Origin of the sequence: Blastococcus jejuensis (genome assembly GCF_039534705.1) — a bacterium.
Lineage (GTDB): Bacteria > Actinomycetota > Actinomycetes > Mycobacteriales > Geodermatophilaceae > Blastococcus_B > Blastococcus_B jejuensis.
Genome location: NZ_BAAAVV010000001.1, coordinates 29,385 through 51,446, shown reverse-complemented (window position 1 = coordinate 51,446; position 22,062 = coordinate 29,385). Strand labels below are relative to the sequence as shown.

20 protein-coding genes and 1 tRNA gene are annotated in these 22,062 nt (G+C 74.0%); 11 read left to right on the top strand and 10 right to left on the bottom strand.

What is annotated here, in order from left to right; translation table 11 throughout:
• The 3 genes from ABD644_RS00265 to ABD644_RS00255 all read right to left on the bottom strand — a co-directional run bounded on the left by ABD644_RS00265 (position 1) and on the right by ABD644_RS00255 (position 1,594).
• On the bottom strand, positions 1-348 hold the full coding sequence (locus tag ABD644_RS00265) for a nucleoside/nucleotide kinase family protein (protein ID WP_344686472.1): 348 nt from the start codon (positions 346-348) through the stop codon (positions 1-3).
• Between the two features lie 299 nt (positions 349-647).
• A complete protein-coding gene (locus ABD644_RS00260) occupies positions 648-1,208 on the bottom strand; it encodes an ANTAR domain-containing protein (protein WP_344686471.1) in 561 nt (186 codons plus the stop codon).
• A 119-nt stretch (positions 1,209-1,327) separates the two neighbouring features.
• A complete protein-coding gene (locus ABD644_RS00255; RefSeq protein ID WP_344686470.1) occupies positions 1,328-1,594 on the bottom strand; it encodes a mycoredoxin in 267 nt (88 codons plus the stop codon).
• A 156-nt stretch (positions 1,595-1,750) separates the two neighbouring features.
• On the opposite strand from ABD644_RS00255, the gene ABD644_RS00250 reads away from it, so the two are divergent.
• The 5 genes from ABD644_RS00250 to ABD644_RS00230 all read left to right on the top strand — a co-directional run bounded on the left by ABD644_RS00250 (position 1,751) and on the right by ABD644_RS00230 (position 5,399).
• Positions 1,751-3,769, top strand: coding sequence for an ATP-dependent helicase (locus tag ABD644_RS00250; RefSeq protein WP_344686469.1), 2,019 nt, complete (start codon positions 1,751-1,753; stop codon positions 3,767-3,769).
• Between the two features lie 188 nt (positions 3,770-3,957).
• Positions 3,958-4,236 (top strand): hypothetical protein, encoded by a 279-nt coding sequence (locus ABD644_RS00245; RefSeq protein ID WP_344686468.1) that lies wholly within the window; start codon positions 3,958-3,960, stop codon positions 4,234-4,236.
• Between the two features lie 144 nt (positions 4,237-4,380).
• A complete protein-coding gene (locus ABD644_RS00240; protein ID WP_344686467.1) occupies positions 4,381-4,737 on the top strand; it encodes a WhiB family transcriptional regulator in 357 nt (118 codons plus the stop codon).
• Between the two features lie 53 nt (positions 4,738-4,790).
• Entirely contained in the window at positions 4,791-4,955 is a 165-nt protein-coding gene (locus ABD644_RS00235; RefSeq protein WP_344686466.1) for a hypothetical protein, read from the top strand.
• Positions 4,956-5,198: 243 nt separating this feature from the next.
• Complete coding sequence (locus tag ABD644_RS00230) at positions 5,199-5,399, top strand: hypothetical protein (protein WP_344686465.1); 201 nt, start codon at positions 5,199-5,201, stop codon at positions 5,397-5,399.
• A 7-nt stretch (positions 5,400-5,406) separates the two neighbouring features.
• Here ABD644_RS00230 and ABD644_RS00225 read toward each other — a convergent pair whose 3' ends face one another.
• The 3 genes from ABD644_RS00225 to ABD644_RS00215 form a co-directional block, all read right to left on the bottom strand.
• The gene (locus ABD644_RS00225; protein ID WP_344686464.1) at positions 5,407-6,729 is read right to left on the bottom strand and encodes an ABC1 kinase family protein; all 1,323 of its coding nucleotides are present in this window, start codon (positions 6,727-6,729) and stop codon (positions 5,407-5,409) included.
• Between the two features lie 197 nt (positions 6,730-6,926).
• Positions 6,927-8,015 carry a ThiF family adenylyltransferase gene (locus ABD644_RS00220; RefSeq protein ID WP_344686463.1) on the bottom strand — a complete coding sequence of 363 codons (1,089 nt, stop codon included), beginning with the start codon at positions 8,013-8,015 and terminating at the stop codon, positions 6,927-6,929.
• A gap of 168 nt (positions 8,016-8,183) precedes the next feature.
• Complete coding sequence (locus ABD644_RS00215) at positions 8,184-8,336, bottom strand: DUF5679 domain-containing protein (protein ID WP_012950213.1); 153 nt, start codon at positions 8,334-8,336, stop codon at positions 8,184-8,186.
• 425 nt (positions 8,337-8,761) lie between these two features.
• Between ABD644_RS00215 and ABD644_RS00210 the strand changes: the two genes are divergently transcribed.
• Positions 8,762-9,424, top strand: coding sequence for a M48 metallopeptidase family protein (locus tag ABD644_RS00210; RefSeq protein WP_344686462.1), 663 nt, complete (start codon positions 8,762-8,764; stop codon positions 9,422-9,424).
• Positions 9,425-9,431: 7 nt separating this feature from the next.
• On the opposite strand, the gene ABD644_RS00205 is transcribed toward ABD644_RS00210, so the two are convergent.
• On the bottom strand, positions 9,432-10,811 hold the full coding sequence (locus tag ABD644_RS00205) for a zinc-dependent metalloprotease (RefSeq protein ID WP_344686461.1): 1,380 nt from the start codon (positions 10,809-10,811) through the stop codon (positions 9,432-9,434).
• Between the two features lie 120 nt (positions 10,812-10,931).
• Here ABD644_RS00205 and ABD644_RS00200 point away from each other — a divergent pair, with 120 nt between their 5' ends.
• From ABD644_RS00200 to ABD644_RS00185, 4 genes are all read left to right on the top strand, one after another.
• Complete coding sequence (locus ABD644_RS00200) at positions 10,932-11,954, top strand: YlbL family protein (RefSeq protein ID WP_344686460.1); 1,023 nt, start codon at positions 10,932-10,934, stop codon at positions 11,952-11,954.
• Between the two features lie 114 nt (positions 11,955-12,068).
• On the top strand, positions 12,069-15,023 hold the full coding sequence (locus ABD644_RS00195) for a UPF0182 family membrane protein (RefSeq protein ID WP_344687179.1): 2,955 nt from the start codon (positions 12,069-12,071) through the stop codon (positions 15,021-15,023).
• A gap of 72 nt (positions 15,024-15,095) precedes the next feature.
• Positions 15,096-15,169: transfer RNA gene (locus ABD644_RS00190), tRNA-Met, on the top strand.
• 232 nt (positions 15,170-15,401) lie between these two features.
• Positions 15,402-17,474 carry a DEAD/DEAH box helicase gene (locus ABD644_RS00185; protein WP_344686459.1) on the top strand — a complete coding sequence of 691 codons (2,073 nt, stop codon included), beginning with the start codon at positions 15,402-15,404 and terminating at the stop codon, positions 17,472-17,474.
• 37 nt (positions 17,475-17,511) lie between these two features.
• Here the strand turns inward: ABD644_RS00185 and ABD644_RS00180 are convergent, their stop codons facing one another.
• Entirely contained in the window at positions 17,512-18,876 is a 1,365-nt protein-coding gene (locus tag ABD644_RS00180; protein ID WP_344686458.1) for a threonine/serine exporter family protein, read from the bottom strand.
• Positions 18,877-19,004: 128 nt separating this feature from the next.
• Between ABD644_RS00180 and ABD644_RS00175 the strand changes: the two genes are divergently transcribed.
• A complete protein-coding gene (locus ABD644_RS00175; RefSeq protein WP_344686457.1) occupies positions 19,005-20,558 on the top strand; it encodes a BCCT family transporter in 1,554 nt (517 codons plus the stop codon).
• Here the strand turns inward: ABD644_RS00175 and ABD644_RS00170 are convergent.
• Together ABD644_RS00170 and ABD644_RS00165 are read right to left on the bottom strand one after the other, a co-directional pair.
• Positions 20,545-21,345: a class I SAM-dependent methyltransferase gene (locus tag ABD644_RS00170; RefSeq protein WP_344686456.1), complete on the bottom strand. Its 801-nt coding sequence runs from the start codon at positions 21,343-21,345 to the stop codon at positions 20,545-20,547. The genes ABD644_RS00175 and ABD644_RS00170 overlap by 14 nt on opposite strands.
• Positions 21,346-21,373: 28 nt before the next feature.
• Entirely contained in the window at positions 21,374-21,811 is a 438-nt protein-coding gene (locus ABD644_RS00165; RefSeq protein ID WP_344686455.1) for a hypothetical protein, read from the bottom strand.
• Between the last annotated feature and the right edge of the window lie 251 nt (positions 21,812-22,062).

The following is a 22,062-nucleotide window of genomic DNA, read 5'->3' as shown; positions in this document are numbered from 1 at the left end:
TCAGGAGAAGCATCCCTGGAGCACCAGCGCGGGCCGGTCGGGGTGGTCGGCGAGGACGACCGCGTCGGCGAGCGCGACCGGGTCCACCTCGTCGTCGTAGCGGTCGAACGCCGGCAGCTCCCACGCCTGCTCGGGCGGGGTGAGCCTGCGGCGCGCCGCCGTGGCCATCCGCAGGTGCACCACGAGGTCGAAGTCGAGGCCGACGCCCTGCAGCAGCGCACCGGGGACCAGCAGCACCCCGCGCGGCGGCATCGGTCTCGGACGGTCGCGGACGGCGCGGTCGCGAACGGTGTCCCAGAGCGCCGGCAGGTAGGTGCCCGCACCGCCGGGGCCGAGCGGCGCCAGCACCTCCCGGGCCAGCGCCCCGGCGTCCAGCCAGTCGGTGTAGCGGGCGTCGGGGTCGGTGCGGCCGTGCTCCAGCCGCAGCGAGGCCGGGCGGTAGAAGCCGTCGGCCGGGACGACGACCGCGGCGCGCCCCAGTGCGGGGAGCCGCTCGGCGACGGCGGCGGCCAGGTCACCTGGGCGGGCGGCATCGGGCCCGTCGACGGCGACCCGGAGGGCGGCGGCCCCGGGGTGGGCCGGGACGGCGGCGAGAAGAGTGGCGAGACGGTCGGCCAGGGCTGCGGGTGCCAGCGGCTCCGGACGGGTCAGGAGCGGCCGTCCACCGCGATCGGGACGGTCGGGGGCCCACCGTGCGCGGGCAGGCGGGGGATCGGCGCGACCACGGCCATGGGCAGCGGGACGGGCTCGGTCGCGGGCCGGTCGGCGGTCATGGCGTCGAGGACCTCGCGAGCGAGCTCGGCCACCGGCCGGCCCTGCGAGCGGGCGTCGCGTCGCATCGTCTCGAACGCCGCGCGGGGGTCGGTGCCGAACCGCTCGGCGAGCACTCCGATGGCGCGCTCGGTCGCGACGCGGGCAGCGAGGGCGTGCTCGAGCTGCGCCACCGTGCGCTCCAGGGCGGCGATGCGGGCGTCGACGGGGTCGATGTCGGGGCAGGCCTCCACCGGCCCCCGCGCCGAGCGCCGGGTGCTGCGGTCGGGCTCGGCCAGGGCGCCGAACTCCTCGGCCACGAGGTCGGCGAGCGTGAGCCCCTCCACCAGGTCGGCGGCCGGCTCAGCGCCGGCGGGGGAGACCACCGACCAGCCGCGGGTGGTGCGCGCGAGCGCCACCGGCGGGGTGCCGGCGCCGTCCTGCGTCCACGGGTGCACGGAACGATTGTGCGCGACCGGGGCCGAGGAGGCGGCTCGAACGGCGGGTGACCCCCCGTCGCGGCCGCTCTCGGGGCAGGCGTGCCCCGATGAGGGCCGTGGACCGGGGATCATGCGGGTCATGCCTCCGTCTGCAGGTCCAGCTGCGCCTTGACCTGGTCGATGCTGGGGTTGGTCAGCGCGCTGCCGTCGGCGAAGACCAGGGTGGGCACGGTGCGGTTGCCCTTGTTGGCGTTCATCACCACGTCCGCTGCCTGGTCGTCGAGCTCGATGTTGACCTCGGCGAACTCGATCCCCTCGTGCTGCATCAGCCGCTTGAGCCGGACGCAGTAGCCGCACCACGACGTCGTGTACATCGTGACGGGGACGGCGGGGGTCGAGGTCATCGGGGGGATCCTCCATGGTCGGGGCGAGCGGGTCCACCCCCGGAGGGGTAGGTCCTGGATGTGTCCGGATCAACGTGGTCCACCTGGGGATGCTTCCCCGCGGTGTCCCTCCCGGCTGGGAGACTCGGTCCGACGACGCACGACCGAGGGGGGCGGATGACGCGCAGCGCGGCACAGGCGGGGGCGACCACCCGCGCCGAGGCGGTGCTCGCCGGCCTCGACGACGAGCAGCGCGAGGCCGCGCAGGCCGTCTCGGGGCCGGTCTGCATCCTGGCCGGCGCCGGCACCGGCAAGACCCGCACCATCACCCACCGCATCGCCTACGGGGTGCACACCGGTGTCTACGTCCCCGAGCAGGTCCTGGCGGTCACCTTCACCGCCCGGGCGGCGGGGGAGCTGCGCGCCCGGCTGGCCGCGCTCGACGTGGGGGGCGTGCAGGCGCGCACCTTCCACGCCGCGGCGATGCGGCAGTTGCGGTACTTCGCCCCGCGGGTGCTCGGCGGTCCGATGCCGGGTCTGGTGGAGAACAAGCTGCGCATCGTCGCGTCGGCAGCGGCGCGCTCGCGGCTCACCACCGACCGCACCAGCCTCCGCGACCTGGCCAGCGAGATCGAGTGGGCCAAGACGACGCTGGCGACGCCCGAGGACTACCCGGCCCGTGCGAAGGCCGCCGGCCGCGAGCCGCCGTTCGAGGCAGCGGCGGTGGCGCAGGTCTACGCGAGCTACGAGTCGGCCAAGCAGCGCGACGGCGCACTCGACTTCGAGGACCTGCTGCTCGTCACCGCCTTCGCCCTCGAGGAGCACCGCGACGTGGCCCGGGAGGTGAGGGGGCAGTACCGGCACTTCGTCGTCGACGAGTACCAGGACGTCAACCCCCTGCAGCAGCGGCTGCTCGACGCCTGGCTGGGTGGGCGCGCCGACGTCTGCGTCGTCGGCGACCCGAACCAGACCATCTACTCCTTCACCGGCGCCGACCCCGACTACCTGCTCGGGTTCGCCGACCGCTATCCCGACTCCGCCGTCGTGAAGCTCGAGCGCGACTACCGCTCCACCCCGCAGGTGGTGGGCCTGGCCAACCGGCTGATCGGGCAGGCGCCGCGGCGCAAGGGGCTGCCCGGTCTGCGGCTGCTCGGCCAGCGCGCCGACGGGCCGGAGCCGCGCTTCACCGAGCACCCCGACGAGCCGGCCGAGGCCGCCGCCGTCGCCGCGCGCTGCCGGGCGCTCATCGACGGCGGGATGCCGGCGTCGGAGATCGCCGTCCTCTTCCGGATCAACGCCCAGTCGCAGGTGTACGAGGCGGCGCTGGCCGACGTCGGCGTGCCGTACGTGCTCAAGGGCGGCGAGCGGTTCTTCGAGCGGCCCGAGGTGCGGGAGGCCATCCTCCTGCTCCGTGGCGCGGCGGCCGGGGGCAGCGAGCCCGGCCTCCTGGTGCCCACGGTGCGCGACGTGCTGGCGTCGACGGGCTGGGTGGAGCACCGGCCCCCGCCCGGGGGCGCCGCCCGCGACCGCTGGCAGTCGCTGGCCGCACTGGTCGATCTCGCCGTCGACCTGGTGGCGGAGAACCCGGCGCTGGACCTCGCCGGCTTCGTGGGGCATCTCGCCGAGCGCGCCGACGCCCAGCACGCCCCCACGGTGCAGGGGGTGACCCTGGCGTCGATGCACGCGGCCAAGGGGCTGGAGTGGGACGTCGTGTTCGTCGTCGGCCTCGTCGACGGCGTCGTCCCCATCTCCCAGTCGCTGAACCGGCCCGCCGCGGTCGAGGAGGAGCGCCGCCTGCTCTACGTGGCGATCACCCGGGCTCGCGAGCAGCTCACCCTGTCGTGGTCCCTGGCCCGCAACCCGGGCGCCAAACGGGCTCGCCCGCGCAGCCGCTTCCTCACCGGGCTGGCACCCGACTCGGGGCCCACCGCCCCGGCGGCGCGGCGGTCGGCGAAGAAGCAGAAGGTCGTGCTCGAGGGCGAGGCGGGGGAGCTGTTCGAACGGCTTCGTGCGTGGCGCAGTCAGGCGGCCCAGTCGCAGTCGGTCCCGGCCTACGTCGTGTTCACCGATGCCACCCTGCAGGCGATCGCCGAGACCCGGCCCGCGAACCTGCGGGAGTTGTCCGGCCTGCCGGGCATCGGGGCCCGGAAGCTCGAGCTGTACGGCGCGGACGTCCTCTCCACCGTCACTGGGTGATCACCCAGCGCAACGACAGGAGGGTCACGGAACCTGCCTGCCCCCGTGCGGAGGACGCGCCGATTAATTGCGTTGACCGCCGTCGCAGCCGCGCCCTACTGTCTGGATCGCGCTCGGGGGACTCCTCGTGGCGCGCCAACGTGAAACCGGCCCGAGCGGCCGGTGCACACCCCGGAAGGAGGGGACCGATGATCACCAGCACGTGGACGTTCGCCCCCGCCGGGGTCCTCGGCCAGGGGAGCGCTGACGCGCGTCCGTACCCGGGCGTCGCTGTTCGCCTCCCGGCCGTCGCGCCTCAGGTCGCGGTCCAGGGCACCGGTGTGCCCATCGCCCGGCTGCGCGGCATGACCGGCATCGACTGCACCCCCCGCGGCGAGTTCCTCGCCCAGCGCTTCGTCGCGAAGCACAGCACCCAGAACGACGGCACCACCCTCGGGTTCCATCCCTCGGGCAGACCACTGAGCTAGCCGCTCACCGGTCCTCCTCGAGGCCGCGGAACCCGAACCCCGGGATCCGCGGCCTTTTCGTTTCTCCGCGGCCCCCGCCCCGACCACCGGTCGGCGGGTTCCACCGCCGGCCGTCGCAGACGACGAGTACGAGGAGGAGCGGCAGTGCAGCAGACGATCGACCGCCCGACGTCCCACCGCCGACCCGGGCTCCCCCGGACCGGCCACTTCCCACCGAGCCACCAGCCGAGGCGACCGCACACGCCCCTGGCCCCCGCACCGGTCCGGCGCCCCCTGCCGTGCCGGGTCGAGGACCCGGAGCTGTGGTTCGCCGAGAGCCCGGCCCAGCTCGAGCTGGCCAAGAGCTTCTGCACCGACTGCCCGGTGCGGGACGCCTGCCTGGCCGGCGCCCTCGACCGCGCCGAACCCTGGGGCGTCTGGGGCGGCGAGATCTTCGAGCGGGGAGCCGTCATCGCGCGCAAGCGGCCTCGCGGCCGCCCGCGCAAGGTGGCCGCGGCGTGACCGACGGACCGACCGACACCACATCCAGACAGACACCAGAAGGACGACCTGCCATGTACCTGCTCGAACACCAGATGGCCGACAGCCGGATGCACGAACTGCGCACCGAGGCGCTCGCCGCGTCCCGCGCGCACCGGCTCTACCTGGCTCGCCGCGCGGCACGTCGCGCGGAGCGCGCGGTCCGCCGGGCCGCACGGGCCAGCGCCTCCGTCTACTGAGGACCTCGCGATCGTCGAAGATCGCACCGCGGCCAGGAGCCGTTCCCCCAGCAGACGGAGCCCCACTGTCGCGCCTGCGCGGACTCCTCCGGGGCCCACGTGGCCCGACCCGCAGTAGACGGACCGGGCCGGGTCCGGACGCTCCCGAGTGCGTCCGGACCCGGCCTCGCCGCGCCCGGGCCCCCTGGCGATCAGGTGCCGAGGCACTACCGACCTCGGCCGCGACTGCGGCAGGCTGGCCCGGTGCCCGAACTGCCGAACCGGTTCCGGTGCGCCCACTGCGGCCGGGCGGGAACGCCGGCCGACGTCGCCACCGGGTGGTCGATGTCGAGCCCGCCGCGGCCCACCGGGTCGACCGCCGCGGCCGACCCCCAGGTGACGGCGCTGTGCCCCGACTGCGCCCGGAGAGTGCTGCGCGACCTCGAGGGCAAGCTCGACCCCTGAGCCCCCACTACTCCGTGAAGCCGGGCAGCCACTCCTCGAGGATGCTGCGGAAGTCGCCGGCAGCATCGAGCTGGCACAGGACGCCGATCGAGCCGATCGTCACCCGATGGATCATCAGGTAGGCCGGAGGCAGGTTCAGCTGGCGGCCCAGCCGGCTGGCCTCGTTGCGCGGGTCGGCGATCCGGGCTGCCTGCTCCTGCATCCAGGCACGGGTGAAGTGGAAGTGGTGGGTCAGGAGCGGGTCCAGCAGCGGCCGCAGGTAGTCGAGGACGGCCTCGGCGTCGACCTCGACGCTGGGGCGGACGAAGCCCTCGACGCGCAGGTCGGCGAGCACCTCGTCGGCCTTCCCGGCCAGCGCCCACCGCAGCAGCCGGCCGATGGGCTCCGGGTGACCGTCGGGGAGCCGCGCCGTCGCGCCGAAGTCGATGACGCCGAGGCGTCCGTCGTCGAGCAGCCGGAAGTTGCCCGGGTGCGGGTCGGCGTGCAGCATCCCGGCCCGCTCGGGCCCGGAGAAGTGCAGCAGGGCCAGCAGCATCCCGGCGTGGTCGCGCTGCTCGCGGGTGCCCGAGGCGATGACCTTCGACAGCGGGGTGCCGTCGATCCACTCGGACACGATCACCTTGGGCGCGCTCGCCACCACGCGGGGAACCGCGATCTGCGGGTCACCGGCGTAGGCCGCCGCGAACTGGCGCTGGGCGTCGGCCTCCAGGCTGTAGTCGAGCTCCTCGACCACCCGCGCCTTGAGCTCGGCGATCAGGGGCTTGACGTCCATGCCCGGGAAGAGGGCCGCGAACAGGCGGGCGAAGCGGGCGAGCTGGTTGAGGTCGGCCATCAGCGCCGTCGCCGCGCCCGGGTACTGGATCTTGACCGCGACGTCGCGGCCGTCCCGCCAGGTCGCCCGGTGCACCTGGCCGATGCTGGCCGCGGCCGCGGGCTCGTCGTCGAAGTCCTTGAACCGGGTGCGCCAGGTGCCCCCGAGCTGCTGGGCGAGCACCGCGTGGACGGTGCGCACCGCCATCGGCGGTGCCTCCTCCTGCAGCTTGACCAGCGCCTCGCGGTACGGGGCGGCGATCTCCTCGGGCACGGCCGCCTCGAACACCGACAGGGTCTGGCCCAGCTTCATGGCCCCGCCCTTGAGCTGCCCGAGCACCGCGAACAGCTGCTCGGCGGTGCGCTGCTGCAGCTCGGCGGCGACGGCGTCGGCGGGGCGGCCGGACAGCCGCTTGCCCAAGCCCAGCGTGGCGCGTCCGGCGGCCCCCAGGGGGAGTGATGCCAGGCGCGCGGTCCGGGAGACCGAACCGCGGGGCATCACCGCTCCGTCGTCACTCACGCGGCCTCCTCGCCGGCGTCCCGTCCGCTGCTCGCAGCGCCGCCGTGTCGTTTCGGGTGAGCTCGTGAGCTCGAGGGCTGGGTCGTTCGACTGCCCATTGTCCCCTGTCGGGCCGTCACGTGGACCGATGGTGCCTTGTCGTGCCCCCCGGTGAGGGGAATCCCGACCCTGTTCGGTACCGGAGTCGCCCGTGGGGGTTACCCCGCGCCCGGTCGGCGGTCGGTGGCCGTGGCACCGGACCGGCAGTCGCACGCGGGGTGCGGGGGCCACCGGCGCACCGCCGGAAGCAGGTCGGGGAGCCGCAGCTCCACCGTGGCCTCGAGGGTGACCGGTGCCGGGCCGTCGTCGCGGACCGTGCCGTCGAGGTAGGCCAGCACCTGCACGGCCGCGGTGACGGCGGTGAGCAGGCAGGTGACCGTGGCGCCGGAGGGCGGCGCCTCGCCGGCGGTGAGCTGGGCGGCGAGGGACGCCCATCGGGGATCGGCGTCGCGCCGGTGCAGGTCGCCGCAGCGCAGGCACGCCGTGCGCCCCGGGACCACGAGCGGGCCGACGACACCGGTCTCCCCGCGCACGGTCGCGACCAGGTGCGGCTGCCCCGTGCGCTGGTACCCGGCGACCAGCGGGTCCGAGGCCGCCCACGGCCGCGCCAGGACCACGAGGTCGGCCGGCGTGCCGTCGGGCAGGGGCCGCAGATCGGTGAGCGGGCTGGCGCGGCGGACGGCGTCGGCGGCGGCCAGCGCTCTCGGCCGGCCCTCGTCGGTGGCGGCGATCCCGCCGACCACCGCGTCGCCGGCGCGGGCCGCCCCGCCGTCGCGCACGCAGACCCGGCCCACCCCGCTCGCGGCCAGGACGGCGGCCAGCGGGGCCCCCACGCGCGTGGCGCCGTCGACGACGACCACGGCTGCGCGGCGGGCCCGCCACACGGAGCCGCCGGCGCCGCGCACGGCGGCGGGCAGCTCGGTGGCGGCCCGCGCGGCGGCGGCCGGGCCGGGGTCGGACGCCAGGAGGTCCGCCGGATCGAGATCGAGCAGCAGCCCGGTGCCGCGGAGCGCGTCGAGCAGGCCGGCCAGCACGGCGGGCTCGACCCCGTCGCGGGCGGCGTCGGCCAGCACGGTGCGCTGCGACCGCCGCCCGTCGAGGGCTCGCAGCAGCGCGGCCAGGTCACCGCCGCCCGGCGTCACCAGCACTCCATCGGTGGCATCGACCCCGCCCACCTGCACGGCGTCGCCGCCGCCACGGAGCAGGGGAGTGGCGGCCGGCAGCAGGGGATGGACGACGTCGTTCACCCCGGCAGCGTGGCAGTCACCGGCCCCGGCCCGCCGGCGTCGTCCACAGGGCCGGGGACGACGACGGCGGCGCCCCCCGAAGGGAACGCCGCCGAGTGACGTGCTGGAACGGCCACCCTCAGGGGCCCGCGCCGAGCGTGCGAGGCGTGGGGAGAGGGTGGTCCTCTTTCAGGCCTTGCCGAGGATCCGGTTCATCTTGGTGCCGCAGACCGGGCAGGTGCCCTGGGCCATCCGGCGACCGGACTCGCTGACCTTGACCTCGCCGTCGAAGTCGCGCTTCTCCTTGCACTTCACGCAGTAGCCGTTGTAGCTCTCCGCCACGGGATCTCCTCGTTCTCGACAGGGGCCACGGCACGCGCGCCGGGCGCCATTGCGCAGGGACGGTACCCGTGCCGCCCCCGGATGACGCGGCTGGGCGCACGCTGCCCGCAGCCGCGACCCGCCCGCGGGGGCGGTGACGCACGGCCGACTACCCACAGCCTGTGGACAAAGGTGTGGATCACGTGGGGACCCGTCGGCGTGTCCCTGTGCGCGACCCGGGGACGGGCCGGGGGACGGCGCCCGCCGAAGGTCCCGCAGCGGGGCATCGACCTGCGGTAACGCCCGGTCCGGGGGTGTGGACGACGACGCGCGCGGCCCGGTGTCACCGGGGAGAGCGGTCCCCGTGTCCACCGTCCGTGCGACAGGCACCCGACCGGGTGCCTGCCCGCGGGCGCGCGGCCCGTCCGGTGCCTTACGGTGCCCCCGTGCCCGGATCGACTCCCGACGCGACCGCGTCCCCCGAGCCGGCCGGCGAGATCCCGGTCGGTGGCGGGGTCCGTCATGCCCTCCCCGCCGCCCGCAGCGGCCGGGGCTCCGGTCCCGACGGGCCGCTTGGGCCCGGGGGAGACGTCGTCGAGGTCCGGCGCAGCGCCCGCCGCCGCCGGACGGTGACGGCATACCGGGAGCAGGGGCGCACCGTCGTCCTGATCCCGGCCGCCTTCAGCCCCGCCGAGGAGCGGCGCTGGGTGGCGCAGATGGTGGCCAAGCTGCAGACCCGCGAGGAGCGGCGGCGCAAGTCCCTCGGCGGCGACGAGGACCTGATGGCCCGCGCCCGGGCCCTCTCCGAGGCCCACTTCGACGGGCTGGCCGAGCCGGCCGACGTCAAGTGGGTCGACAACCAGCACCGGCGGTGGGGGTCGTGCACCCCCGCCGACCGCACGATCCGCCTGTCGAGCCGGTTGCGGTCGATGCCGGAGTACGTCGTCGACTACGTCCTCGTGCACGAACTGGTGCACCTGCTCGAGCCGGGGCACAACGACCGGTTCTGGACGCTGGTGGCCCGCTACCCCCGCGCCGAGCGGGCGCGCGGCTTCCTGGAGGGCGTCGAGCAGGCCACCGCCGGGCCCGGCGCCGACCTCGTCGATTGACCGCGACCTAGGCGCGCTCGCCCGGCTCGTCGTCGGGCTGTTCCTCGGCCGGCTTGGCGTCGTCGGCGGTCAGGGCCGCGAACTCGTCGTCCAGCCCCTGCCGCGCCACGAAGTCCATCGGCTCGTCGAGGTCCTCGGAGGTGGGCAGCAGGTCGGGATGCGACCACAGCCGGTCGCGGTCGGCGGTGCCGTAGCGCTGGCCCATGGCCCCCCACACCGTGGCGGCGTCGCGGAGTCGCCGTGGGCGCAGCTGCAGCCCCACGAGGGTCGCGAAGGTCTGCTCGGCCGGGCCGCCGGAGGCGCGGCGCCGGCGCATCGTCTCGGCCAGCGCCGAGTGGCCCGGCAGCCGGTCCTTCGCCGCCTCGGCCACGACCGTGTCCACCCAGCCCTCGACCAGGGCCAGGAGGGTCTCCAGCCGGCGCAGGGCCATCTGCTGCTCGGGTGTCTCCTCCGGCTCGAGCACGCCACTGCCGAGCAGCTGCTGGATGCTCTCCGGGTTGCTGGGGTCCAGGCCCCCCTCCATGCCGGACATGGCCTCGGTCAGGCCGCGCTCGATGGCCTCCCGGTCGATGGTGATGCCCCGGGCGTAGGCGTGCACCGCGTCGGCGAGCTGCTGACGGAGCCACGGCACGTGGGCGAACAGGCGCTGCGAGGCGGCCTCGCGCAGCGCCAGGAACAGCCGCACCTCGTCGGCCGGCCGGTCGACGCCGGCGGCGAACTCGGCGACGTTCTGCGGCACCAGGACGCCGGTGCCGGCCGGGGCCAGGGGGATGCCGACGTCGGTGCTGGTGAGCACCTCGTCGGCGAGCTTGCCCAGTGCCTGGCCCACCTGGGCGCCGAACATCATCCCGCCCATCCGGCCCATGATCCCGGCGACCGGCCCGAACGACATCGCGGCCTCCTGCGGCAGCGCGCTGGTCATCGCGGCCACCACCCGCTCCGCCAGCGGGTCGATCAGTGCCGACCAGGCCGGCAGCGTCTTCTCCACCCACTCGACGCGCGACCACGCGGTCGTGCGGTCGATGCCCGAGGGCAGCTCCGTCACCTGGTCCAGCCACAGGTCGGCGAGCCGCAGCGCCTCGGCGACGGCGGTGCGCTCGGCCTCCGACGTCGGCTGGTGCCCGGCGGCGAGCTGGCTGATCGCACCCTGGCGGGCCAGATCCCAGTTGACCGGGCCGCCCGACCAGTTCATCAGCTTCTGCAGCTCCGCGAACAGCGGCATCTTGGCCATCAGGTCCTCGGGGGAGCCGCCGGCACCGATGCTGCCGAAGAGCGCGCCGAGACCGAACGGGTCGCTGGCGGGGCCGCCCTGGCCACCCTCGCCGCCCTGGTCACGGCGCTCCGGGTCTCGGTCGGGGAGGCCGAAGCCGAACGGCACATCACTCATGGGTCCACGGTAGACGCGTGATCTTCCGGCCGGGGGCGTCGCGGTGGTCCTCGCGGCGCGTGGTGGTTGCGCCCTGGGCGGACACCCCTCTCGAGGGATCGCCGCATAGGCTCGCCCGTCGTGAGCCGTCGGATCGCCGCCCTGACCACCGGTGCCCTGCTCCTGGTGGTGCTGGGAGTCCTGGGCACGACGCTGCCGGTGCCCTACGTCGCGCAGGTCCCCGGCCCGACGTTCAACACGCTCGGGGACATCGACGGCGAGCCGATCATCTCCGTCGAGGGGCGGGAGCCCGACGAGGTCGACGGCAACCTCAACCTGACCACCGTGGGGGTCAGCCGCGGCGGGCTGAGCCTGGTGCAGGCGATCCGCGGCTGGTTCGACGACGAGGTCGCCGTCGTCCCCGAGGACTCGGTGTACCCGCCGGACCAGACCGACGAGGAGACCCGCCGGGCCAACCGCGAGGCGTTCCTGACCTCCGAGCAGGCGGCGGAGTCCGCGGCGCTGGGCCACCTCGGGTATCCCGACAAGGTGGTGGTGAAGGGCTTCGCCGAGGACTCGCCGTCCGAGGGCCGGCTCGAGGAGGGTGACGCGCTCGAGACGGTCGACGGCCGCCCGACCCCCGATCTGGAGGCCCTCGACGCGGTGCTCACCTCGATCCCGGGGGGCACCGAGGTGACGGTCGAGTACACGCGTCTCGGGGAGCCGGGCAGCACGACGATCACCACGAAGCCGGCGACCGAGCGGGAGGGGTCGCTGCTGGGCGTGTCGGTCATCGTCCAGCCCACCGCGCCGTTCGACGTCGACATCCAGGTCGAGGACGTCGGCGGCCCGTCGGCGGGGCTCATGCTCGCCCTCGGCATCCTCGACCTCGTCGACGACGAGGACCTGACCGGCGGATCGTTCGTGGCCGGCACCGGCACGATCGACCCCGAGGGGGCCGTCGGCCCGATCGGGGGCATCACGCTGAAGATGGTCACCGCCCGCGACATCGGCGCCGACCTGTTCCTCGTGCCCGCCGACAACTGCGCCGAGGCGCTGCGCGTGGAGGATCCCGGGTTCCCCCTGGCCCGGGTGGCCACGCTCGACGACGCCCTCGCCGCCTTGGCCGACCTGGACGCCGGCCGCACCCCCGAGACCTGCTGACCCGGCCGGGAACCCCGACCGCCGCGGTGCGTTGTGCTGGGATAGCCGGGGGTTCGGACCGAGGACCGCTCCCCCTGCCCGGATGCTGCAACTCGAAGGAGATCCCACGTGGCCATGCGGCCCCCCGTGCCCGTGCCTGCCCTGTCACGGCGCGCGAAGCTCCTCCTCGGCGCCGTGGGCGTCCTGCTCGTGCTGTTCACCGCGATCGGGACGCTGACCAACGTCTACGTCGACTACCTCTGGTTCGACGAGACCGGCTACACCGAGGTCTTCTGGACCGAGTTGCAGACGCGCGCGCTGCTCTTCGCCGTCGCCGGCGTGGCCACCGGTGGGGTGGTCGCCGGGTCGATCTACCTGGCCTACCGGTTCCGCCCGACGTTCCGGCCGATGTCGCTGGAGCAGCAGAACCTGGAGCGGTACCGCCAGTCCCTCGAGCCGCGCCGCGGCCTGGTGCTCACGGCCGTCGCCGTCGTCCTCGGGCTGTTCGCCGGGTTCACCGCGCAGGGCAGCTGGGAGACCTGGCTGACCTTCCGCAACAGCACCGAGTTCGGCCAGGTCGACCCGGAGTTCGGCATCGACCTGTCGTTCTTCGTGTTCGACTACCCCTTCTACCGGCTGGTGCTCGGCTTCGGCTTCGCGATCGTGCTGCTGTCGCTGATCGGCTCCCTGCTCACCCACTACGTGTTCGGCGGCCTGCGGCTGCAGACGCCGGGCCAGAAGCTCACGCCCGCCGCCCGGGTGCAGATCTCGGTGCTCCTGGGCGTCTTCGTGGCACTCAAGGCCGTCGCGTACTGGTTCGACCGGTACGGGTTGGTCTACTCCGACCGCGGTGAGGTCTTCACCGGCGCCAGCTACACCGACGTCAACGCGCTGCTGACGCCGAAGACGATCCTGGTGTGGGTGGCCGCGCTGTGCGCCGTCGCGTTCTTCGCCAACATCTTCGTCCGCAACTTCCTGCTGCCGGCCGGCGCGCTGGTGCTGCTGCTGGTGACCAGCCTCGTGGTCGGCGTGGCCTACCCGGCGATCGTGCAGCAGTTCGTGGTCAAGCCCAGCGCCGACCAGAAGGAGGCGCTCTACATCGAGCGGGCCATCGCCTCCACGCTGGACGCCTACGGACTCGGCGACGTGGAGTACATCGACTACACCCAGGACACGACCGGCACCGAGGTCGACACCGAGGCCGCGCTCGCCGAGCTGCGCAACGACACCGAGACGATCCCCAACGCCCGGCTGCTGGACCCGAACGTGCTGGCCGACACGTTCACCGCACGCCAGCAGATCCGCAACGTCTACGGCTTCCCGGAGAAGCTCGACATCGACCGGTACACGGTGGACGGCGAGACCCGTGACTACGTGGTCGCCGTCCGCGAGCTCAACAGCGAGGGCCTGAGCGAGAACCAGGACACCTGGATCAACCGGCACACCGTCTACACCCATGGCAACGGGTTCGTCGCGGCGCCGGCGAACGAGGTCGTCGCGGGGCAGGAGGGCGGCGAGCCCAACTTCACCACCAAGGACCTGCCGACGACCGGTGAGATCGTCCCGGAGGAGCCGCGGATCTACTACGGCGAGCTGATCCAGGACGGCGGCCAGGACGTGTACTCCGTCGTCGGGGCCCCCGAGGGCGGGACGCCTCGGGAGTTCGACCAGCCGGAGGGCGGCAGCGACGAGGGCCAGATCAGCAACACCTACGACGGTGAGGGCGGCGTCTCGGTCGGCAGCTTCTTCCGCCAGCTGACCTTCGCGATCTACTACCGCGAGCGCAACTTCCTGCTCTCGGGCGCGGTCAACGACGCCTCGCGCGTGCTGTACGTGCGCGACCCCCGGGACCGGGTGGAGAAGACGGCCCCGTTCCTGGAGGTCGACGGCGACCCCTACCCGGCGGTCATCGACGGGCGGGTTCTCTGGATGCTCGACGGCTACACGACGTCGGAGTCCTACCCCTACGCGGAGCAGATGGAGCTGGGCCAGGCTGCGGCCGACGCGCTGACCGGCACGGGGACGACGGCGCTGCCCGACGAGACGTTCAACTACATCCGCAACTCGGTGAAGGCCACCGTCGACGCCTACGACGGCACGGTGACCCTGTACGCCTGGGACGAGCAGGACCCGGTCCTGCAGACCTACATGAAGGCGTTCCCCGGCGTCATCCAGCCGAAGTCGGAGATGAGCGAGGAGCTCGTCAGCCACGTCCGGTACCCCGAGGACCTGTTCAAGGTGCAGCGCGAGATCCTCTCCCGCTACCACGTGACCGACCCGGGCGACTTCTACGCGCAGAGCGACCGCTGGCAGATTCCGAACGACCCGACGCGGAACACCGAGGAGGACCAGCCGCCGTACTACATCCTCGCGCAGCGGCCGACCGACGACGGCGCGAGCTTCCAGCTGACCAGCGCGCTCAACGCGTTCCAGCGGGACAACCTCTCGGCGTTCATCTCGGCCTCCAGCGATCCGGAGAGCTACGGCGAGGTCCAGGTGCTGCGCCTGCCCGGGAACACCCCGTTCCGCGGGCCCCGGCAGGTGCAGAACGCCTTCGAGTCCAACAACCAGGTCAGACCGGACCTGACCCTGTTCAACAGCGAGAACTCCGATCCGGTGTTCGGCAACCTGCTCACGCTGCCGATCGGGAACGCGGGGCTGCTCTACGTGGAGCCGCTCTACGTCCGCGGCACCGGCGAGGGCGGCTTCCCGCTGCTGCAGAAGGTGCTGGTCAACTTCGGTGACCGGATCGGCTACGCCGACACCCTGGAGGAGGCGCTGGACCAGGTCTTCGGTGCCGGCGCCGGCGAGGGAGCCAGCGGCGACGACACCCCGCCGACGGACGAGCCGAGCAGTCCGACGCCGACCACGCCGGCGCCCACGACCACGCCGCCGGACGGCGGCGAGTCGGGCGACCAGAGCCTGGCCGAGGAGGTCGCCGCCATCAACGACGCCCTCGACGCGCTGGCCGATGCCCAGCGGTCCGGGGACTTCGCGGCCCAGGGTGCGGCGCTGGCCGACCTGCAGGACGCCGTCGAGGCCTACCAGGCCGCGCAGGCGGCCGGCGCTACCGCGTCACCCGGCGGATGAGTCGCGGGGAGGAGGGTGTGACCGACCCCGCGCCCTCCTCCCGCTCCCGCGCTGGTATGGTGGTCTCACCGACGCGGGGTGGAGCAGCTCGGTAGCTCGCTGGGCTCATAACCCAGAGGTCGCAGGTTCGAATCCTGCCCCCGCTACAACGCTGAAACGGTCCTCACAGTCGCTGTGAGGGCCGTTTCCGTTTCGCGTCTGGCGAGGTGCCGCGTCCCATCGCGACATCGATCGCCCCGCAGGACGGCGAGCGGACCCGCGGCAACCGTGCCGCGCCTGCCGGAGGAGGAGTCTGTGGCTCGACGAGGCCAGCGCGCGTCGGGCAGGGGCCGGACCGCTCCGCGGAACCCGCGCCCCGCGCGCGAGCGTGGCGACATCATGGCGGTGCTCGCCCGCGCCGTCCGTGAGGTCGAGGCGGCCGCCCAGCGCGGCCCCGTGACGCCCGCGGTGCGCGCGAAGTTCCAGGTCGTCGCCCTGCTCGTGCGCGAGCAGCATGCCCGGGTCCGGGCGGACGAGACCAGCGCCCCCCAGCGGGCCGAGCAGCTCAAGCGCCTCGACGGGATCGCGACGATCCTCGCGAAGACCGCCGTCCGCGACCCGGCTCTCCTCGCGCTCCTCAGCGAGGACGCGGTCGTCACCGACGCGGCCAGGTCGTTGAAGCGGGACATGCTGAGGGCCGCCGGTATCGAGCCGGCGCCCGACGAGACCAGGCCGCCGGAGCCGGCGGCCGCTCCCGCCGCCACCGAGCGTCGGGTCGTGCCACAGTCGGTCGTCTCGCGACAGCTGGCCAACCCCTTCCTCGCTCCCGACTTCTCGGCCCCGCGGCCGAGCGCGGCCCGCCCGCGCCGGCTGGCCGGTTGGGAGCTCCTCGGCCCGCTGCTCCGCTCGTTCGAGCGCGCCGCCCCCGGAGCTCCGGCATGCATGGCCCTGCCGGCGCCGTCCTCCCTGCACGCGGCGGGTGGCCTGGAGCTGATGCCGCACCAGGCGCAGGTCGTGGCCGCTGCCGCCGCCGGCCACCGCACGTTCCTGCTCGCCGACGAGCCGGGCCTGGGCAAGACGGCACAGGCCCTGCTGGCCGCGGAGGCAGCGGGCGCCTATCCGCTGCTGGTGGTCGTGCCGAACGTCGTCAAGACCAACTGGGCCCGCGAGGCCGGCCGCTGGACACCCCAGCGCTCGGCCACCGTGATCCACGGCAACGGTGACACCATCGACGGCTTCGCCGACATCGTCGTCGTCAACTACGAGGTGCTCGACCGCCACGTGGGGTGGATCGGTGACTTCGGCTTCCGCGGGATGGTCGTCGACGAGGCGCACTTCATCAAGAACACGGCCTCGCAGCGCTCGCAGCACGTCCTGGAGCTCTCCGAGCGCATCCGGTCCCGGATCGCGCGTCCCCTGCTGATGGCCCTCACCGGCACCCCGCTGATCAACGACATCGAGGACTTCCGGGCCATCTGGCAGTTCCTCGGCTGGATCGACGAGGCGAATCCGCTCGGCGAGCTGATGGAGGCGCTGGAGGAGACCGGTCTGACCCCGGCCGACCCCGGGTTCTACCCCGCCGCCCGCGACTGCGTGGTCGACCTGGGCATCGTCCGCCGCCGCAAGGTCGACGTGGCAGCCGACATCCCCGCGCGCCGCATCGCCGACCTGCCCGTCGAGCTGGACGGGCCGGCCGGCCGGTCCATCCGGGCGGCCGAGCGGGACCTCGCCCGCCGGATGGTGGCGCGCTACGAGACCGCGCTCGCGAACCGCTCGTCCGACGTCGGCGAGGGCATCGATCACGAACTGGTGCGCAGGGTGGCCCGGGCGGAGCTGAAGGACGCGGCCACGTCGACCGGCGAGAACGTGTTCAGCATGGTGCGGCGCATCGGTCAGGCGAAGGCCCCCCTCGCCGCCGACTACGCGGCCCAGCTCGCGCGCAGCGCCGGCAAGGTGGTCTTCTTCGCCAAGCACGTCGACGTGATGGACGCCGCCGAGGAGACCTTCGCCCGCCAGGGCATCCGGTTCTCGTCGATCCGGGGCGACCAGACGTCGTCGTCGCGGCAGAAGAACATCGACGCCTTCGTGAACGAGCCCGACGTCGCCATCGCGGTCTGCTCCCTGACCGCCGCGGGCGTGGGCCTCAACCTGCAGGTCGCCTCGAACATCGTGCTCGCCGAGCTCTCCTGGACCAACGCCGAGCAGACGCAGGCCATCGACCGCAGCCACCGCATCGGCCAGTCGGAGCCCGTCACCGCGTGGCGCATCATCGCCGCGCAGACCATCGACAGCCGGATCGCCGAGCTGATCGACAGCAAGGCGGGGCTCGCCGCCAGGGCCCTCGACGGCTCGGACGAGGAGCTGGCGTCCTCTGCCGACGTGCAGCTCGAGGCGCTCGTCGCCCTGCTGACCGATGCGCTGTCGGTCGCCCCGCAGCCGGGCGTGGCCGCGCTGGAGTTCGACCGACCCTGAGGCCCCGGCCGCGGCGAGAGCGGGGCACCGGTCCCGATCAGGGGGCGCTGGACCGGCTCCGCCCGCCTGCCGTGCGGTCCGGCGGACGTCGTCGCCACCGGGGCGGACCGGCCGGGCGCAGCCCGGCCAGCCGCCGGAGCAGCCGTGCGTCGGTGCGACCGACCGCCTGCGCGAGGAACTCGCCGAGGATCGCGCCGGCGGCCAGCGCCAGCCCGGTCGAGACCGCCTGGCCCAGCAGGGAGACGCCCGCGAGCATGTCGCCCTCCGCGAGGTGTCGCAGGCCGCGGTAGATCGCCAGACCGGGCAGCAGCGGGATGATCCCCCCGGCGACGTACACGAGGGTCGGCACCTGCTGCCGATGGGCGAAGAGGAGGGCGCCGACGCCGATCACCACCGCCGCGGTCGCCGAGGCGAGCGCCGGTGGCAGCCGGAGCCAGTCGACCGTGACGAACACCGCCCAGCCGACCGCCCCGGCCAGCCCCGCGGTCGGAACGGTGCGGCGCGGTGCGAAGTTCGCGACGGCGAAGGACGCCGACACCACCGCCGCGGCCAGCAGCTGCCAGGGGATGCGGTCCAGGCCGGGCAACGGAGGATCCCCGATCCGCACCGGCAGCCCGAGCCGGACCGCCACCGACAGCGTGGCTGCCACCCCGCTGATGATCCCTGCCGTCAACAGGAACGTCTCGAAGGTGCGCGCGCTGGCGGTCACGTAGAAGCCGGTGATCGCGTCCTGGACGGCGCCCACCAGCGTGACCCCCGGCAGCAGCAGCACGATCCCGCCGGCGACCACGAGCGCGGGGTGGATGCCGGTTCCCGCGGTCACCAGCGCGACCGCCGTCGCCGTCGCGATCGCACCGCCCAGGGCGTTCTGGTAGAAGGTGGGCACGCCCGCCCGGCCCAGCACGCCGTTGGCCAGGTCGATCAGCACGGTCGCGGCGAAGGCCGCCCCGGTCACCACCGGCCCGGCGCCGAGCAGCACCGCCACCGAGGCGGCGAGCGTGGCCCGCGCCGCCGTGACGACGGCCCGGGGGTAGGGGTGCCGCGAGGTGGCGACCGCGTCCAGCCGCCGGGTGGCCTCCGCCCGGCCGAACCGCCCGGCGAGGAATCCGCTGACGACGTTGTGCACGGCGGTCACGCGCGTGTAGTCGATCTCGCGCTGGTGCACCAGGCGCATGGAGGTGACCGGAGCGACGTCGTCGGGGCTGGGATGCCCCGAGAGCGACAGCGACGTGTACGTGATGTCGCACTCGACGCGGTGCAGGCCGCCGGCCTCGGCGATCTGCGTGCACGTCGCGGTGACCGACGAGGCGCCCGCACCACCGGAGAGCAGCACCTCGCCGGCGCGCAGTGCCAGGTCCAGGACGAGGTGCGGCTCGCGCGGATCGGGCGTGTCGCTGTTCACGCCCCCACGATCCCCGACGGCGATTCGACCACCGTCCCAGGGGTACTGCGCTCCCAGACCTGAGCCCGTGGGCCCCCGCCAGTCCCGCGCCCGTCTGCCGCGTCCACATCCACGAGGAGTTGAACCACGTGCGGAGGACCTCCGTCGTCTTCTGGGCAGCCCTTGCCCTCGTCCTGCCCTTCGTCGTCTGGGGGGCGCTCTCCCCGGACTCGCTCGCCGCCGCGGCCGATGCGGCCCGGGCGTTCGTCGTCGACCGGTTCGGCTGGTTCTACCTGCTCACGGCGTCGGTGATGCTCGGGGCTGTGATCGCGCTGGCGGCCTCCCGCTACGGGAAGGTCCGGCTGGGCAAGGACGACGACGAACCGGAATACAGCACCGGCGCCTGGTTCGCGATGCTGTTCGCCGCCGGGATGGGCATCGGACTGGTGTTCTGGGGGGTCGCCGAGCCCGTCGCCCACTACCTCACCCCGCCCACGGCGGACCCGGAGACAACCCAGGCCGCGCGGGACGCCCTGCGGTACTCGTTCTTCCACTGGGGCCTGCACCCCTGGGCGATCTACTCCCTTCTCGCCCTCGCGCTGGCCTACGCCCGGTTCCGCCGTGGCTGGAAGGCCACGGTCAGCGGCGCCCTGCGGCCCGTGCTGGGCGACCGCGTGGACGGTCCGCTGGGCACCGTGGTGGACACCGTGGCCGTCGTCGCGACGGTGTTCGGGGTGGCGACGTCGCTGGGCCTGGGCGCGGCGCAGATCAACGGGGGCCTGGCCACCGCCACGGACGGCATCGAGATCGGCTCGGGGTTCCAGCTGGGGATCATCGCCGTCGTCACGGTGCTGTTCCTGCTCTCGGCCCTGTCGGGCATCGACCGCGGGATCAAGTGGCTCTCGACGGCCAACGGGATCCTGGCCATCGCGCTGCTGGCCTTCGTGTTGTTCACCGGCCCGACCGGGCGGCTCATCGGCGCGTTCACCACCACCATCGGCAGCTATGTGACCGAGCTGCCGGCGATGAGCCTGCAGACGGGCCCCTTCGACGCCGACCGATCGGACTGGATCAACGGCTGGACGGTCTTCTACTGGGCGTGGTGGATCTCCTGGTCGCCCTTCGTGGCCACGTTCATCGCCCGCATCTCGCGGGGCCGCACCATCCGCGAATTCGTGGTCGGCGTGCTGGCCGTGCCGACCCTCGTCAGCGCCCTGTGGTTCTCGGTGTTCGGAAGCTCGGGGATCCTCGCCGAGCGCGCCGGGGCCGGGCTGGGGGAGCAGGCGACCGAAGCCCAGCTCTTCGGCCTCTTCGGCACGCTGCCACTCGGGGCGATCGCGAGCGGAGTGGCGATCCTGCTGATCGTCACGTTCTTCGTCACCAGCGCGGACTCCGCGACGTTCGTGCTGGGCTCGCTGAGCACCAAGGGCGGGGCGGACCCGGCTCGGTCGGTGACCGTCGTCTGGGGCCTGGTGATCTCGGCGTCGGCGGCCGTGCTGCTGGTGAGTGGCGGGCTGGGCGGCCTGCAGACGGCGGCCATCGTGGCCGCGTTCCCGTTCGCCGTGGTGCTGTTGGTCATGCTCTGGTCGCTGGTGAAGGGTCTGCGCGAGGAGCGACGACCACGCCGCGAGGTCGCGCCGCCGTCGTCGTCGCCCACCCGACCGGCCGCTGAGCGGGACGCGGTCCCGCTCAGCGCGTCGTGAGCCGCCAGGCGCTGGTCAGGTACGTGACCTCGAGCTCGTCCCGGCCGCGGGTGTCGGGGTGGGTGGCCAGCAGCTCGCGGATCCGGCGGAGGTAGGCCTCGCGCCCGTCGTCGTCGAGCAGTGCGACGCGGCTGCTGCTGGCCGCGCGGCCGACGACGGCCTCCGGGGGTACCCGCTGCACCCAGCGGGTGGCGTACGCGACGACCTCGCCCCCGAATTCGGTGGCGAAGGCCTCGACCACCGCCGCGTTGCTCTCCGGTCGGTCACCGGTCTGGTCGCGGGCATCGGCGGCGAGCAGCTCGGCGAGCGCTCTCGACCAGGCGGTCGTGTCCTCGCGCGTGTGCCAGGTGAAGCTGACCGCGCCTCCCGGCCGGAGCACCCGGCGGAACTCGGCGGCCGAGCGGGCCGGCTCGAACCAGTGCGCCGCCTGGGCGGCGACCACGGCGTCGACGTCGTCGTCCGGCAGCGGCAGCTCCTCCGCGCGACCCACGAAGGTGGGCAGGCCGGGCAGTCGGGCGCTCAGCTGCTCCAGCATGTCCGCCGACGTGTCGACGGCGACCACGTCGTGCCCCGCAGCCACCAGCGACTCGCTGAGCTGACCGGTGCCCGCTCCGAGGTCCAGGATGCGGCGTCGCTCGGCGTGGCCGGCGTCGCCACCGGCGAGAAATGCCACCACGTCGTCCGGGTAGCCCGGACGCCAGGCGGCGTAGTCGGATGCGACGGCCCCGAAGGAGCGAGCGCGCTCGTTCCTGGCCGCTGCCCACCGGGTGTCACCAGGGAACGTCATGCACCGAGGCTACGGTTCGGTCCAATGGTCAGGCCAGGGCGAGCGCCGGCTCCGTGCGTCGTCTCGGCGGGCCGACCCGCGACGGGCTGACCGGCGTGGCTCGCGGCGCCGGTGGCGTCACGGCGTGCACCGGCTTGGCCGGGCGGGCGCCGGGCTCGGCCCGCAGGAGGTGCGGCCGGGTTCGGTCGTCGAGCTCGTCCGGAGCGGTGGGTGCCGGGCGGCCGAGGGCCGCGGCCAGCGCCTCCTTGCGCGGCGGGTGCTTGGGGTCGGGCAGCCGGAGCTCGGCGAGGTCCTTCCACGTGGAGTGCCGCAGGCCGTCGACGACGCAGCGCACCCGGGCCGACACCCGGCCGTCGGCCTCGTGCCGCCAGCCGAGCAGCTCGCCGGAGTACCAGATGCCGCGATGGTGGATCTCCACGGGCTGGGGTCGGCCGACGAACGTGCTCGTCGCCGATTCCCCCATCACGGAGCGGACTCTAGGTCGGTGCGCGGGCGGCGATCGGGAGGCGCGCGCGGCGTCTGGGACCGGTGTGACGGGGCGGTCCGGCGGTGCAGGGAGGGACGTCGGACGGCGCGGGGCGACGCTTTCGTGACCTGCCCCCGTGACCAGCGCTCTTCACCGGGACTCCAGGTTCCGGCACCATGCGGTCCCTCCGGAGAGGGAGCGTGCCGTGCACGGGGAGACGAGTGGAGTCGGCGGGTCGGCCCAGCGCACGC